The sequence below is a fragment of the Desulfoglaeba alkanexedens ALDC genome, assembly GCF_005377625.1.
GTDB classification, from domain to species: domain Bacteria; phylum Desulfobacterota; class Syntrophobacteria; order Syntrophobacterales; family DSM-9756; genus Desulfoglaeba; species Desulfoglaeba alkanexedens.
The window spans coordinates 436,660-450,616 of the sequence record NZ_CP040098.1 but is presented as its reverse complement, the minus strand read 5'-3'; the positions used below and the strand labels follow the sequence as shown (position 1 = coordinate 450,616).

The window sequence follows — 13,957 nt, the reverse complement described above, 5'->3', positions numbered from 1 at the left end:
GAGATGAATGGATCATGTTTGGGGGGTTGAGAGCCATCATGCGGCTGGGGCTTTGGGTGTCGGCGGGACTGCTTCTGGTGGGTTCCTGTTCGGTTCAGAACCCCAATCCGGCAACGGATTCGGCCCAGGGGCGCAGCAAGGCCGCCGGGGCGGTGGGGGTTCCGGCGGACGCATCCCCGCCCATCGATCACTACGTGATCCGAGTGGATTATCTCCGGCCGACCGAGTCCATCCGGTCACCGGAGCTCTACATTTACAAGGGAAAACGCCGCCTTTACGTGCTGGAGGGAGGGGTTCTGGTTCGAGAATACCCGGTGGGGCTGGGTCCCAACACGGTCGGAGACAAGGAAAGGGAAGGCGACGGCAGAACGCCGGAGGGTGAATTCTACGTCTGCCTTAAAAACGGCGGCAGCAAGTTCTTCCGATCCCTGGGGCTTTCCTATCCCACCCGCAAACACGCGGAGAGGGCTTTCATGGCGGGCATGATTTCCCCCGACGAGTACCGCGATATCATTCTGGCCCTCGAAAGGTCCTCGCGGCCCCCTTGGGACACGGCCCTTGGAGGGGAAATCTTTATCCACGGCGGCGGAGCCCACGTGGACTGGACCGACGGTTGTGTCGCCTTGTATGACAGCGACATGGAAGAGCTTTACCAGGTTGCTCACATCGGGACCCGGGTTGTTGTGCGGCCCTGACCGGAGTCTGACGGGCATGAAGGGATTTGAGCCTGTCCAAAACAAGCTCATATGCTATTCTTAGGCGCTGAGGTTCCTTATTCCTGTAGGAGCGGCCTTGGCCGCGATGCGGATCGCCCTAACTGCCCAATAATCTTGTCGTAGCTTTGGTCCTGTAGGAGCGGCCTTGGCCGCGATGCGGATCGCCGGCAAGCCGGCTCCTACAGAGCATGAGCCGCTCCTTAAGCGCAGTTCGCGAACTGCCCGTACGCGAGAAAACGGACCCTCAATCCCCAGAAGGGTGAAGGGTATTTTTAGACAGCCTCTTTCCTTCATCTGCCGGTCATGAAGTCCCCTTCGTCCTTCATGGCTCGGCGCCGCGGTGCAGTGCCGCACGCCTGGCTTCCAGGTCCTTCCGTTCCTTCCACTTTGTGAATTCCTGCTTCAGAAAAAGCGCCGCGAACCGCGGGTGATTCAAGTACGCCCGGTTGGAATCGAGGAATTCCCTTTTCAAGGTTTCCAGAAGAGGCTCCACCTGGTCTTCGGCGACGAAATTTCTCACCTTGGATTGCCGAAAGACGAGGCGCCCTCCGCTTTCTTCCAGAAAGGCGCGATATTCTTTGGAAGACTCCTCGCTGGGTGGTTCATACCCATGGGCGTCGATAGGGATTTCGATGGCGAGTTCCACCTGCCACCTATCACCGGCGACCTTTCGCGATCGGTCGTAGAAATGGGCGACCAAGCCGTTCGCTAAGGCAACGCTTCCCAACAATCGATTCCGTCTCTCCATTTGTGCCGTCTCCATGGGAGAGGTTGAAAAGTAAAACGGTTCATCGTCTACAAAAACGCCGCACCGGGGGCAAGGGGAAACTGGACGCAAGTGCCCGGTCCAAGCCGCAGCACCCCAGGGGCTTAGGGATTCCCTGAAGGCGGTGGACGCCGCCATCGTGCGGTCAGGCGGTGTTCTCCGCCGCCTGCGGGCGTCACGGGCGCTGACTCGGCCCGGGAGCGCCTCAGCGAGCACGGCAAAAGACTGGACAGAGCGAAGGTTTTTTGCTAGAAGGGCCGGCAATGGTCGGGACGTGGCTCAGCCTGGTAGAGCGCTGCGTTCGGGACGCAGAGGTCGCTGGTTCGAATCCAGTCGTCCCGACCAAAAAAATGCCACCTGGGCCGCCGAATTCCGGCGGTCTTCCCCTCGTTCCCAAGTTCCGGCTTGGGAACGGCCTGCCCGCGAAGCTCCAGCTTCGCCTCACTGAAGTCAGCCAGCCGAAATCTCGAAGTGGTCTTTTTGGGTGAAGAGCGGGATCCACGCTACAACAGTGGATGCGACGAAGCAGGGGTGTTCGGGTCCTTTGTTATGGATCTTGCAGTGGGTTCGCATGGGTCACGGCCTCATGGGAATCGAAGCTGGAGCTTCTGCACCGTTGTGTTCCCAAGCTGGAGCTTGGGAACAAGGGGGAGGGGATGCTGGAGCTTGAGAACACTGTACTGAGGAAGCGCCGGGGGCGGTTTTCGCGTCTTGTTTCGAGGCGGGGACCGGTCTATAATCGCGCGCGGCGCTGGAGTGACGGCCCCGGCGACTTGCGTACCGATGGGTCGAGCGGCCCGTGCTGAAACCTGGAATCGTCCGAAAGAGCAGGATACGCTGTGAAACGCACCATTCTCGTCACCGGGGGATGTGGCTTCATCGGAAGCAACTTCGTGCGGGCCGCGCTGGAGCGGCTGGCCGCAAGCCGCATCATCAACCTGGACAAACTCACCTACGCCGGCAACCTGGAAAATGTGAGCGACCTGAATGGGCACCCGCGATACCGATTCGTCCGAGGCGACATCTGCGACGCTGAGACGGTCGGCCGGCTTTTCGGCGACGAGGGTGTGGACACGGTGATCCACTTTGCGGCCGAATCCCACGTGGATCGAAGCATCGAAGGGCCCGAGGCGTTCATCCGGACCAACATCTTCGGGACCTACGTGCTGCTCGAAGCGGCGCGGAAAAGCTGGATCGAAGCCGCCCGGAAGCGGCGTCCGGAAAACCCGGTCTTCCTTCACGTGAGTACCGACGAGGTCTACGGCTCGCTCGGCCCCGACGGGTTTTTCACCGAAAACACGCCCTACGATCCCCGTTCACCTTATTCGGCCAGCAAGGCCGCTTCCGACCACTTGGTGAGCGCCTATCACCACACCTATGGGCTGCCGACCGTTATCACCAACTGCTCCAACAATTACGGCCCTTACCAGTTTCCGGAAAAGCTCATCCCGCTCATGATCATCAACGCTCTGGAGGGTCGCGATCTTCCGGTTTACGGGGACGGGAACAACATCCGCGACTGGATTCATGTCCAGGATCATTGCGAGGCGTTACTCGCGGTCCTCGCCAAAGGCCGCCCGGGTGAGACTTACAACATCGGCGGAAACAACGAAAGGCGCAACATCGAAATCGTTGAGGCGATCTGCGACATTCTGGACGAAAAGCTCGGTCCGCTGGACGCTGTGCGGCCCCGGCGGTCGCTCATCCGCTTCGTCAAGGATCGACCGGGGCACGACCGGCGCTACGCCATCGACGCCGGGAAGGTTATGCGGGAGCTGGGTTGGGCGCCCAGGTTCAGCTTTGAAGACGGTCTTCGTTCCACAGTGGACTGGTACTTGCAAAACCGGGCCTGGCTTCAACGGATCGTGGACGGGACTTACCGGGATGACTACGACCGGATGTACGGCTGGCGTTTCGAAGGCTGAAGGGAGTGGAAGGTTCGGGACGTTGTCGGAAGCGGAAAAAAGAGGCGTTGATTCTCGAAGAAGGATCGCCGTTTTGGGGGCGGGCGGGATGCTTGGGAAGATGGTGGTCCAGAAGGCTCCCCCGGCATTCGACGTTCTGGCCCTGACGAAAGCGCAGGCCGACATTTCGGACCCCTCGAAGACCGCGGAGGTGCTGGATCAGCTCAGCCCCGGAGTGGTGATCAACTGCGGAGCGGTCACCGACGTGGACGGATGCGAACGGACGCCCCAGACGGCCGAATCCGTGAACGGAATGGCGCCGGGGAACCTGGCTGCATGGTGCCTCGCCGCCGGAGCCCTCCTGGTCCATGTGTCCACCGATTTCGTTTTCGACGGAAACAAGAAAACGCCTTACGTGGAAAGCGATCCGCCGAATCCACTTTCGGCCTACGGACGCTCGAAGCTTTTGGGGGAAGAACGCGTTGCGGCAAGCGGCATCAAGCGGTATTTCATCGTCCGGACCAGTTGGCTCTACGGTCCGTGGGGCCGAAATTTCGTGGACACCATGGTCCGGCTGCTCCTGGATCGAGAGGTTTTGAGCGTTGTGTCCGACCAGGTGGGGTCTCCGACATATACCGAGGATCTGGCGGAAGCCATCTTCGATCTCGTCCGGTTGGACGGGGACGCCCGGCGGCTTGGATCCCGGGGCGGTGAGGGGAAAGATGGAGCGGCCGTCCATGGGATCTATCATTTCGCCGACCGGGGTGCCTGCAGCCGGTATGAATTGGCGGAACGGATCGCCCACGAACTGGTCCGGCTGGGCCTGCCGGTAAAGGCGCGGAAGATCCGGCCCATCCGGACGGAGGACTATCCTCTTCCGGCGAGGCGCCCGGCCTATTCGGTGCTTTCGACGGACAAGTTCCGGACCGTGACCGGAAAAAGCGTGCCGGACTGGCGGGAAGCCCTCGCGCGATATCTCGAGTCCCGGTTCGGAGGCGGTGCTTCCGGGTGAGGCGGCGGCTGCGTGCGGCGTGTCGCGGAAGCCGGCGCCGGAACATTGCAGGAGAGGACGGAATGAACCATGGGGTTCGAAAGGGCATTCTGTTGGCGGGAGGGGCCGGCACCCGGCTGCATCCGCTCACCCTGGTCGGGAGCAAGCAGCTTCTTCCCGTTTACGACAAGCCGATGATCTACTACCCGCTCTCCGTCCTCATGATGGCGGGCATCCGCGATGTGCTCGTGATTTCGACGCCGGCGGACACGCCACGCTTCGAGAACCTGCTCGGCGACGGGAGCCGTTGGGGCATCCGCCTTAGCTACCGGGTGCAGCCCGAACCGGGGGGCATCGCGCAGGCGTTTCTCATTGGCGAAGCATTTATCGACGGCGAGGCGGTTTGCCTGATCCTGGGCGATAACATTTTCTACGGTCGAATGGGGCTCAACCGGATCTGCCGGGAGTTTTCGGGGGGTGCCCTCATTTTCGGCTACCCCGTGAACGATCCCGAACGCTACGGCGTGGTGGAATTCGACGAAACGGGATGCGTGCTCAGCATCGAGGAGAAACCGGCGCGCCCCAGGAGCCGGTACGCCGTTCCTGGCCTTTATGTCTACGATGACGACGTGGTGGCGATCACGCGCGCGATGAAACCCTCCGCACGGGGCGAACTGGAAATCACCGACGTGAACCTGGAATACCTTAGAAGAGGCCGGCTCCGGGTGGAACGCCTCGGTCGCGGCATCGCCTGGCTCGACACCGGAACTCACGAGAGCCTGCTGGAAGCCAGCCACTTCATCGGGACTCTTGAAATGCGCCAGGGCCTTAAGATCGCCTGTCTGGAAGAACTGGCCTTCAACCTGGGTTACATCGACGCGGAGCAGTTCGAGCGGATCGTGGCCGAAACCCCAAAATCGACCTACCGGGACTACCTGGTGCGAATCCTTGAAGAGAAGGGTTAGGCACCGGCCGTAAGGCGGCGGGTGAATGGTCGGGCCGGGCGAATGGCGGGGCCGTGCCGCCCGGTTGCTTTTCGAGGACGGGTCGAACGCTTCGAGATGAGAGGCGCATGAAAATCGTTTCCACACCGATCCCGGATGTTCTGATCGTGGAGCCGCGGGTTTTTTCCGATCAGCGGGGCTTCTTTTTCGAAAGCTACAACGAAAAGGAATGGCGGCGCCTGACGGGACTCAACACGCATTTCGTCCAGGACAACCACTCGCGGTCCGTGAAAGGCGTGCTGCGGGGACTGCACTACCAGATTCGCCGGCCTCAAGGCAAGCTGGTACGCGTGGTGGTCGGGGAAGTCTTTGACGTGGCGGTGGATCTCCGAAAGCAGTCGCCCACCTTCGGCCGGTGGACGGGAACCGTTCTCTCCGAGGAAAACCGGCGGCAGTTGTGGATTCCCGAGGGTTTTGCGCACGGGTTCTTGGTGCTTTCCGAGGTGGCGGAATTCCTCTACAAGGCCACGGATTACTATGCACCGCAGTGGGAGCGCTGCGTGAGGTGGGACGATCCGGACCTGGGGATCGCGTGGCCCCTTTCCGGCCCACCGGTCCTTTCGGAAAAGGATCGAAAGGCTCCGGCTCTCCGCGATGCAGATGCCTTCACCGACATTTCCTGACGAGGTGGGCTGTTGAAGGTTCCCAAAGAGGCGGGCTCCGGGCCGGTTATTCGATGGTGATCATGGCCTTGATCGCATCGAACTTCTTGTCGCCGATGCCCTGCACGTTCTTCAAATCATCGAGGCTTTGAAAAGGACCGTTTGCCGTTCGATATTCCACGATCTTTGCGGCAATGGCGGGACCGATTCCCGGTAGTTCCTGGAGCTCTTCGGCCGATGCGCTATTGATGTTGATGAGACTCTTGCCCTCGGCCGCTGCGGATTCCGGCTGGGGCGCCGTCACGCCCTCGGCCGCCGCGGACGCCGGCTGCGGCACCGTCACGACAGCGAACGTGAATGCGAAAAGAGAAACGATCATAACAACCGGGAAAAGCATCCTCTTTGCTGATGATTTCATAATGACCCTCCTTGAAGCACCGAAGGGCCCGCCTCTTTGGGTCGATAGGGTGAATGGTGGTCTCGTTGACAAGACTAATCGTAGCGCCAAGCACAAAACTTGAGTGAAATTTCGATGGGCCGATTGAATCCGGCATTTCCTTGTGGCACTATTTCGGCGGCGCTTCCGGCCGCCTCGTCCGGTGAAGAAAAGAAGGTCGAACCGATGAAACAAGTGGTGCTGGGGACCGCGGGTCACATCGATCACGGAAAGACGTCGCTCATTCGGGCGCTCACCGGCATCGACACCGACCGGCTGAAGGAAGAGAAACTCCGGGGGATCACCATCGAGCTGGGCTTCGCGCACCTGGAGCTTCCAAACGGCGATATCTTGGGGATCGTGGATGTTCCGGGCCACGAGCGGTTCGTGAAGCACATGGTGGCGGGAGCGACCGGCATCGATGTGGTGGCCTTGGTGATCGCCGCCGACGAAGGCGTCATGCCTCAGACCCGGGAACACCTGGAAATCTGCCAGTTGCTTCGGGTCAAGAAGGGACTGGTTGTGCTCACCAAGATCGACCTGGTGGACGATTCCGAATGGGTGGAGATGGTCCAGGAGGACATCCGGGATTTCCTTCAGGGAACCTTCCTCGAGGGAAGTCCCATCGTGCAGGTTTCGGCGACGACGGGCGAAGGTATCGATGCGTTGCGGCAGACGCTTTTCGACCTGGTGGCCGGAGTGGAACCTCGGAGCACCGCGGGACCTTTTCGGCTCCCCATCGACCGAGTGTTCAGCATGCGCGGTTTTGGAACCGTGGTGACCGGAACCAGTATCTCCGGCCGGCTGAAGGTCGGGGACCCCGTGATGGTTTATCCTTCGGGGCGAAAGACCAAGGTCCGGGGCCTTCAGGTCCACAACCGAGAAGTCCAGGAGGTGCTGCCCGGGCAGCGGACGGCCATCAACCTGCAGGGGGTGGATCGCGAAGCCATCGAGCGCGGCGATGTGGCGGCGACTCCCGATTCGCTGCTTTCGAGCCACATGCTGGATGTGGACCTGGAGATCCTTTCCAGCGCGCCCCGGCCGGTCAAGAACCGCCAGAAATTCCGCTTCCACACGGGAACAACCGAAAACCTGGCCACCCTGGTGCTGCTCGACCGCCAGGAACTGGTTCCCGGCGAACGGGCCTTCGCACAGGTGCGACTTGACCGCCCCTTGGCGGTGCTGCGCGGCGACCGGTTCGTTCTGCGGTCTTATTCGCCGGTAATGACAGTCGGCGGCGGATCCATCCTCCATCCCGTGCCGAAAAAACACAAGGGCAGGGAAAAGCGGCAGGCCGCGCAGGCGTTGCAGGTTCTGCAGTCCGGAGAGGATCGAGACATCGTGCTGTGGCACGTGCGGGATGCGGCGTGGGCGGGGGTATCGGAAAATGAACTGGCGATCCGCGCGAACATTTCCGGAAAGGCGTTCCAGAACATCCTGCAGCAATTGGTGAGTCAGAAGCAGGTCCTCCTTTACGACAAGGACAACCGGCGCTTCCTGGATCCCGGCGCCCTGTCGGAAATCCAGGCGGCCGTCCTGGAACTCCTCGCCGCCTATCACCGGCAGTTTCCGCTGAAGGCGGGGATGGCCAAGGAGGAACTGGCCGCCCAGCTTCCCCGTCCGATCGATTCCCGGGTCTACAACTACGCCCTCCGGCAGACAGCCGATGAAGGGCGGATCGTGCTGGAAAAGGAGTGGGTGCGCCTGAGCACCCATAAGGTGGACCTCACGGAAGAAGAGCAGGTGGTACGGCGCAAGATTGAGGCGATCTACGCGGAAGCGGGGCTTCAGCCGCCGTTTTTCAAGGAGATCGCCGAAAGCCTTCCCGGAAACAGCCGTCAGCACGCCGATGTGCTCGAATGGATGCTCTCCCAGGACATTTTGGTGAAGGTGAAGGAAGACCTCTACTTCCACACCGCCGCCATCGATGACCTCCGAAACCGCCTCATCGCGTTCCTGAAAGAACACGGTGAGATCACCACGCCGCAGTTCAAGGAGATGACCCAGGCCAGCCGAAAATACACGATCCCGCTTTCGGAATATTTCGACGCCCAGAGGGTGACCATCCGGGTAAAGGACGTCCGAAGGCTCCGCGAAACCACCGCGTGACGGACCGAAGGCCCAGCGCGGGCACAGATGGACAAAGGCATGCCGCGACGGGCGGCCTGTCGCCATTCCTTCACGGCGTCGGACGGATTCGGTCCGCCGGGGAATGCGGGGTGGATGAGCTGAAGAGACACACGGCAAGGAGCGAAACTATGATCAAGCATGTGGTGCTCATAAAGTTCAAGCCCGAGGTGACGGAAGACCAGGTGGACGATGTGGAGCGGAGCCTGGATGCACTTCCGGGGGCCATCCCCGAGATTCTCAGCTACGATTTCGGGCGGGACGTGGTCCATTCGGAACGTTCGTTCGATTTCGGCCTGGTTTCCAGCTTCTCCGACCTGGAGGCGCTCGAGCGGTACCAGGAGCATCCGGACCACCAGGCGATTTTGGGGAAGTTGACGTCCCTGTGCGATCAGATCATCGTTGTAGATTTTACGTTCTGAACGGCGGGGGAACGCAATCTCCTTCGGTTGCAGGTAATCCCATGAATCCATCCGGACCGCAACACCAGAGGCACGTTTACGATTATTTCATCGACGAATACGGGAAGTGGTTCTGCGAGGGAAACCCGGTCGAGGATCCGGAACTCTTCCGCCTCCTGAGTCGGTCGCTTTTTGAAAAGGACGGGGGCTATTTCATTAAGTGCGAAGGCGAAGTGCACCCGGTCCGAACAGCGGACGCACCGCTTTGGGTGCGGTACATCCACCCGAGGACCACCGCCGACGGGATGCTTCAGGAGGTGGAAATCGAACTGGAGGACGGACGAAGGGAACCACTGGATCCCGAAACGCTTCGGGTCCGCGGGGAACGGGCCCTCTATTGCCGGGTCACGCGGAAGCGCCTCTTGGCCCGTTTTGGTAAAGTGGCCTATTACGAATTGGCCCGCTATATCGATCTCGACCAGGACGGGTTCTACATCGTTTTAGGCGGCCGACGCTATCCCATTCGCGCGCTCTGATCCGGATGTGTCCCCATCAGTCCGACAGGGCGCGAAGTATCAGTTCCGTAGACAGTATCGTTCCCACGTCCAGGACCCGTTCGTCGAAGTCGAAATGAGGGGAATGGAGCCCGGCTCGGTAGCCTTCCTCCGGGTCGTGGCACCCGAATCGGATGAGTACCGCCGGCCACCTTTCTGCGAAATAGGCGAAATCCTCGGATCCCATTCTCGGGGGTTCGACGTGTACCGCCTCGGGCCCCAGTACATCGCGAGCCCACTCCAGCGTCCGTTTCACCAGCGCCGGGTCGTTTCGAAGTACGGGGTAACCGTGGCTCACTTCGAATGCCGCCTCGACCCGGTGACTGATTTCGAGCCCCCGGAGCATTTCCCGGATGCGCTCGATGATTCGGGATCTGCGTTCCCTATCGAGTGTCCGCAGGGTGCCTTCCAGGAACGCTTCTTCTGGAATGATGTTGGATGCGGTTCCCGCGTGAAACTGGCCGATGGTGAGGACGGCGTTTTCCAGGGGCGGGAGTTCACGGCTCACGATGGTCTGAAGCTGCGCCACCAGCTGCGCGGCGGCTACGATGGGGTCGACGCAGTTGTGCGGATGCGCGCCGTGGCCGCCTTTTCCACGGATGCGCAGGGTGAGCATGTCCGATGCGGCGTTACTCACTTCTTCGGCCACGGCGACTTCCCCGACGGGAAGATCCGGATGCATGTGCCCGGCAAAGACGGCACGGACCATGTCGCCGTCGAAACAACCCGTTTCCAGCATGGCCTTCGCTCCCGCGCCGCCTTCCTCGGCCGGCTGGAAGATCACGATCACTTCCCCTGCGCCCTCCCGATACCAGCCGCATTCCACGAGGCTTCTCACGACCCCCAGGGCGATGGTCACATGGCCGTCATGGCCGCAGGCGTGCATCCGGCCGGGATGAAGCGAGCGGTAAGGCACGTCGTTGGCTTCCTCCAAAGGAAGTCCGTCCATGTCCGCTCGAAAAGCCACGACGGGGCCCGGCCGAGGCGCCCGCAGCCGGGCCACCACGCCGGTTTCTGCGATTCCGCTTTCGAAGGGGACACGCAGGGCCGCCAGTTCGGAGCGGATGCGGGCCGCCGTCTTTTCTTCCTGGTAGGAGAGTTCGGGATGTTGATGAAAGAAGCGGCGAAGTTCCACCAGCCAGTCGTGAAAAGGCGTTTCGATCGAGCGTCTCATGCTTCACCTCACCTAGGGGGCGTTTTCGTGGAGCGGGCCGACCAGCGGGATCGGGTTTCGTCGCTGTCGGGCCTGAGATCGGTCCCTCCGCGGCAGGGTGAACCTTCACGGCTTCCCCTTGTTCCCAAGCTCCAGCTTCCCCTTTCCCCTTGTTCCCAAGCTCCAGCTTGGGAACACAACTGTGCAGAAGCTCCAGCTTCTGTTCCCCTGATGCCGCGACCCATGCGAACCCGCTACAAAATCCATAACAAAGGGCCCGACTACCCCTACTTCGTCACATCTGGTAATTTATTGGTAGCATTCTAAAGTGTAGACCTTAAGCAAAAAAGTTAACGAAGCTCAAAAAATCCCCCTCTCCCCCCTCCCCCCCTTAGTCTCCTCCCACAAGGGGAGGGCAGCAATTTCCGGAGCCCATGTAAAGCCTTGAAAACCGGGGATTGAAGGATTTGGTTTTCGCGAACCCAGGGGGTGATTTCGGGCTCCGAAGGGGGTTTCGGAGGTGAATTTTTTCGACTATTTTGCTGTTTCATGCTGGACAGCCGCCCGCGTCTCTGGTAGGCTATTTTGCCATGAAGCCCAGCAAAGACGCTCCTTCCTCCAAGATCCGACTTCGCAAGCATCTGAATGCAGATGCCCTGGTGAGGGCGGTGCGCCGTGAGTTCGAAAAGATCCCCGATCCCCGCAAAGGCAGGCCGCAGATCTCCTTTGCGGATGCGGCCATGAGCGCCTTCGCCATGTTTTCTTTGAAGGATCCCTCTCTTCTGGCCTTTGAGAAACGCTGGTCGGCTCGGGATCACAACCTGCACGCGCTCTACCACATCGAGAAGATCCCTGCCGACAGCACCATGCGGGAGATTCTCGATGAGGTTTCGCCCTATGTGTTCCGACCCGCCTTCGGCGAGATCTTCTCACGGCTTCAGCGCGGCAAGGCGCTGGCTCAGATGACCGTGCTGGACGGCCACTACATCCTGGCCCTGGACGGCACGGGCTATTTTTCGTCGGAAAAGGTCTTTTCCGACGCCTGCCTTCGAAAAACCTCTCGCACCGGCAAGACCACCTATTCCCTCCAAATGATGGGAGCCGCCCTCGTCCACCCGGACCACAAGGCCGTGATCCCCTTTCCCCCGGAAGTGATCCAGAGAGAGGACGGTGACACCAAAAACGACTGCGAACGCAACGCCGCCGGCCGTTGTATCGAGAACCTGAGAACCGACCACCCCCATATCAAGCTCATCGTGACCGAAGATGCCCTCAGTCCCAACGCTCCCCACATTGAAACCCTCAAGCGCTTCGACTGCCGCTTCGTGCTTGGGGTTAAACCCGGCGATCACACCTTCCTCTTCGAAAAGGCCGACGAGGCCATCGCCGAGGGCCGGGCTGTGGAGTTCTGGCACGCAGCGGAAGACAACCCCGAAACCCTCCATTACTTCCGCTTCGTGAACGACCTTCCCCTCAACAAGTCCCATCCCGACCTACGAGTGAACCTCCTCGAGTACTGGCAGGTGACTCCCAAGGGGCTGCTGCGGTTTTCCTGGGTCACCGATATCCTCATCCGCCGGGAAAACGCCGTTACCTTGATGCGGATCGGCCGGGCACGCCGGCCCATCGAAAACGAAACCTTCAACACCTTGAAAAACCAGGGCTACCACCTCGAACACAACTACGGCCTGGGCCGAAAACACCTTAGCGCCGTCTTCGTCACCCTCATGATGTTGGCCTTCTGCGTGGACCAGAGCCTCCAACTGTGTTGCCCGCTGTTTCAGGCCGTATGGCGAAAGCTCCAAACCAAACGGGACCTCTGGGAGAGGATCCGGGCCATGTTCTGGGACTTCCGCCTGGAGTCCATCCGGATGCTCTACGAGGCCCTTCTTTACGGATACAAAAGGCTGACCCCGATCATCGCCTATAACACCTCGTAGGGCGGAGAAAGGAATTACCCCATGCAGAACCTGAGCCTTTCACCCGAAAAACCGACGCGGAGGTGCGACTTCAAACCGGGCATCTGAGCCCCTCACGCTCCGGGTGGCATCCCTCAGCGGGACGTTCGGACCCTCGATCACCCCAAACGGCCCGCTGAACACTCGAAGACTCTGCTTTCACGCCCGCTTTTCACCCAAGGACCATCCGCTCCGGGAATTGCTGAGCTTGAGTCAAGCAGTTACAGATGCTCCGGAAATTGCTGTGCAGACACAGCCTAGTTATGTTTGTAAGCAATAGTATATTTAAAAGTATCAGGATCAAGCCAGTCCAGCGTCTTGTCGCCAACCTGAGCAAAAGGGTACATCAAGTAATTTATTTGTCCACCCTTCTGTGGAGGATTGAGAATAAGATTCCGTCCTTGGGCAAGTTTAACCCTATAAGGGTCAAGACCGCCCCAGAAGTAGCTGCGGTACTCATTGATCTTGGCATCACCAAGTTTGAGATCATGCTTGAGCATCATCTTACGAACGTCTGCTGGATCCACGGGTACCCAGCCGTATCCCGGCAAAAAGAATTCCGCCCAGCAATGCTGCCACCCGGTAATATCGACAACTGGCTCCTTACCCAGGCGGATACCGAACACTTCTCTTGAAGGAACACCTGACGCTCTGGCAAGAGCAACGAAAACAGAAGATATATCAACACACTTTCCGCCCGGATCTTTAAGCAGCTCGCACACATTGCCTGAGCCACAACCGCGTGTTTTCGGATCCCTGTAAGTGTTTTCACATGTCCAGTCATAAATAGCCTTTGCTTTGGCAAGGACTGATTTCTTGCCATTTGTTATTTTTTCGGCCAACTTTTTAACATCATCGTTACAATGTCCCCAAGTGCTAGGTGCCAGATATTCGGCATAATCAGCCGGTGACCAGGCTGCTTCATTGCTTGGGAAATTATTTTTAATTACTTCCTTCCGGACCACATGAAAGCTGAAATGGAGGATTCTAGAGGAAGCGCCTTTCTCCCACTTGGCAAACAGCATAGGGGTCTGAAATTTGTTATCCGTATATACTGCAGACGTTTTGTAGTTACCACTCACCTGCACTTTCGTAATAGTTTGGTTCTCATTGGAGATTGGGTAGGGTATCCATAATTTTACCACTTCATTTGTGCAATGATCTGACAGGTCAAAATCCATTGAGATGGTTCCTTGTGCTGATTCTGCCCATGAATAGCGGCCCACAATGCATACTACTGCTATCATAGTGATAAGAAAAAGTGTTTTTTTCATTTATGCCCCCCTTTGTTTAGAATTAATATATTTTCAAAAAGCGTAATCAACTTTAAAAAGTTTAGATTCAT

The 13,957-nt window shown here is 59.2% G+C and carries 13 protein-coding genes and 1 tRNA gene; 10 read left to right on the top strand and 4 right to left on the bottom strand.

All coding sequences use genetic code 11. The features are described from left to right. Window positions 1-14: 14 nt before the first annotated feature. Window positions 15-695, top strand: a complete 681-nt coding sequence (locus tag FDQ92_RS02275) for a L,D-transpeptidase family protein (RefSeq protein ID WP_246041803.1) — start codon at window positions 15-17, stop codon at window positions 693-695. A 343-nt stretch (window positions 696-1,038) separates the two neighbouring features. On the opposite strand, the gene FDQ92_RS02270 is transcribed toward FDQ92_RS02275, so the two are convergent. Next, window positions 1,039-1,464 carry a hypothetical protein gene (locus tag FDQ92_RS02270; RefSeq protein WP_137423094.1) on the bottom strand — a complete coding sequence of 142 codons (426 nt, stop codon included), beginning with the start codon at window positions 1,462-1,464 and terminating at the stop codon, window positions 1,039-1,041. A 286-nt stretch (window positions 1,465-1,750) separates the two neighbouring features. Between FDQ92_RS02270 and FDQ92_RS02265 the strand changes: the two genes are divergently transcribed. From FDQ92_RS02265 to rfbC, 5 genes are all read left to right on the top strand, one after another. Then, window positions 1,751-1,827 (top strand) — tRNA-Pro (locus FDQ92_RS02265). Window positions 1,828-2,321: 494 nt separating this feature from the next. Beyond that, a complete protein-coding gene (gene rfbB, locus FDQ92_RS02260) occupies window positions 2,322-3,407 on the top strand; it encodes a dTDP-glucose 4,6-dehydratase (RefSeq protein ID WP_137423093.1) in 1,086 nt (361 codons plus the stop codon). Between the two features lie 22 nt (window positions 3,408-3,429). Beyond that, entirely contained in the window at window positions 3,430-4,398 is a 969-nt protein-coding gene (rfbD, locus tag FDQ92_RS02255; protein ID WP_425457257.1) for a dTDP-4-dehydrorhamnose reductase, read from the top strand. A 62-nt stretch (window positions 4,399-4,460) separates the two neighbouring features. Then, window positions 4,461-5,342 carry a glucose-1-phosphate thymidylyltransferase RfbA gene (gene rfbA, locus FDQ92_RS02250; RefSeq protein WP_137423091.1) on the top strand — a complete coding sequence of 294 codons (882 nt, stop codon included), beginning with the start codon at window positions 4,461-4,463 and terminating at the stop codon, window positions 5,340-5,342. Between the two features lie 107 nt (window positions 5,343-5,449). Continuing rightward, the gene (gene rfbC / locus FDQ92_RS02245; RefSeq protein WP_137423090.1) at window positions 5,450-6,004 is read left to right on the top strand and encodes a dTDP-4-dehydrorhamnose 3,5-epimerase; all 555 of its coding nucleotides are present in this window, start codon (window positions 5,450-5,452) and stop codon (window positions 6,002-6,004) included. Window positions 6,005-6,050: 46 nt separating this feature from the next. Here the strand turns inward: rfbC and FDQ92_RS02240 are convergent, their stop codons facing one another. Further along, the gene (locus FDQ92_RS02240; protein WP_137423089.1) at window positions 6,051-6,401 is read right to left on the bottom strand and encodes a ComEA family DNA-binding protein; all 351 of its coding nucleotides are present in this window, start codon (window positions 6,399-6,401) and stop codon (window positions 6,051-6,053) included. A 204-nt stretch (window positions 6,402-6,605) separates the two neighbouring features. Here FDQ92_RS02240 and selB point away from each other — a divergent pair, with 204 nt between their 5' ends. The 3 genes from selB to FDQ92_RS02225 all read left to right on the top strand — a co-directional run bounded on the left by selB (window position 6,606) and on the right by FDQ92_RS02225 (window position 9,483). Further along, window positions 6,606-8,528, top strand: coding sequence for a selenocysteine-specific translation elongation factor (gene selB, locus FDQ92_RS02235; RefSeq protein ID WP_137423088.1), 1,923 nt, complete (start codon window positions 6,606-6,608; stop codon window positions 8,526-8,528). A 149-nt stretch (window positions 8,529-8,677) separates the two neighbouring features. Further along, a complete protein-coding gene (locus tag FDQ92_RS02230) occupies window positions 8,678-8,968 on the top strand; it encodes a Dabb family protein (RefSeq protein ID WP_137423087.1) in 291 nt (96 codons plus the stop codon). A gap of 41 nt (window positions 8,969-9,009) precedes the next feature. Continuing rightward, window positions 9,010-9,483, top strand: a complete 474-nt coding sequence (locus tag FDQ92_RS02225; protein ID WP_137423086.1) for a DUF1285 domain-containing protein — start codon at window positions 9,010-9,012, stop codon at window positions 9,481-9,483. A 16-nt stretch (window positions 9,484-9,499) separates the two neighbouring features. Here FDQ92_RS02225 and FDQ92_RS02220 read toward each other — a convergent pair whose 3' ends face one another. Then, the gene (locus FDQ92_RS02220; protein WP_137423085.1) at window positions 9,500-10,675 is read right to left on the bottom strand and encodes a M20 metallopeptidase family protein; all 1,176 of its coding nucleotides are present in this window, start codon (window positions 10,673-10,675) and stop codon (window positions 9,500-9,502) included. 569 nt (window positions 10,676-11,244) lie between these two features. On the opposite strand from FDQ92_RS02220, the gene FDQ92_RS02215 reads away from it, so the two are divergent. Continuing rightward, window positions 11,245-12,594: a transposase gene (locus tag FDQ92_RS02215; RefSeq protein ID WP_137423084.1), complete on the top strand. Its 1,350-nt coding sequence runs from the start codon at window positions 11,245-11,247 to the stop codon at window positions 12,592-12,594. A gap of 275 nt (window positions 12,595-12,869) precedes the next feature. On the opposite strand, the gene FDQ92_RS02210 is transcribed toward FDQ92_RS02215, so the two are convergent. Next, window positions 12,870-13,886: a transglutaminase-like domain-containing protein gene (locus tag FDQ92_RS02210; RefSeq protein ID WP_137423083.1), complete on the bottom strand. Its 1,017-nt coding sequence runs from the start codon at window positions 13,884-13,886 to the stop codon at window positions 12,870-12,872. Window positions 13,887-13,957 lie beyond the last annotated feature (71 nt).

Coding starts and splice junctions, on each gene's coding strand:
- FDQ92_RS02275 (WP_246041803.1), top strand. CDS start 15: ATGTTTGGGGGGTTGAGAGCCATCATGCGGCTGGGGCTTTGGGTGTCG.
- FDQ92_RS02270 (WP_137423094.1), bottom strand. CDS start 1,464: ATGGAGAGACGGAATCGATTGTTGGGAAGCGTTGCCTTAGCGAACGGC.
- rfbA (WP_137423091.1), top strand. CDS start 4,461: ATGAACCATGGGGTTCGAAAGGGCATTCTGTTGGCGGGAGGGGCCGGC.
- rfbC (WP_137423090.1), top strand. CDS start 5,450: ATGAAAATCGTTTCCACACCGATCCCGGATGTTCTGATCGTGGAGCCG.
- FDQ92_RS02240 (WP_137423089.1), bottom strand. CDS start 6,401: ATGAAATCATCAGCAAAGAGGATGCTTTTCCCGGTTGTTATGATCGTT.
- selB (WP_137423088.1), top strand. CDS start 6,606: ATGAAACAAGTGGTGCTGGGGACCGCGGGTCACATCGATCACGGAAAG.
- FDQ92_RS02230 (WP_137423087.1), top strand. CDS start 8,678: ATGATCAAGCATGTGGTGCTCATAAAGTTCAAGCCCGAGGTGACGGAA.
- FDQ92_RS02225 (WP_137423086.1), top strand. CDS start 9,010: ATGAATCCATCCGGACCGCAACACCAGAGGCACGTTTACGATTATTTC.
- FDQ92_RS02220 (WP_137423085.1), bottom strand. CDS start 10,675: ATGAGACGCTCGATCGAAACGCCTTTTCACGACTGGCTGGTGGAACTT.
- FDQ92_RS02215 (WP_137423084.1), top strand. CDS start 11,245: ATGAAGCCCAGCAAAGACGCTCCTTCCTCCAAGATCCGACTTCGCAAG.
- FDQ92_RS02210 (WP_137423083.1), bottom strand. CDS start 13,886: ATGAAAAAAACACTTTTTCTTATCACTATGATAGCAGTAGTATGCATT.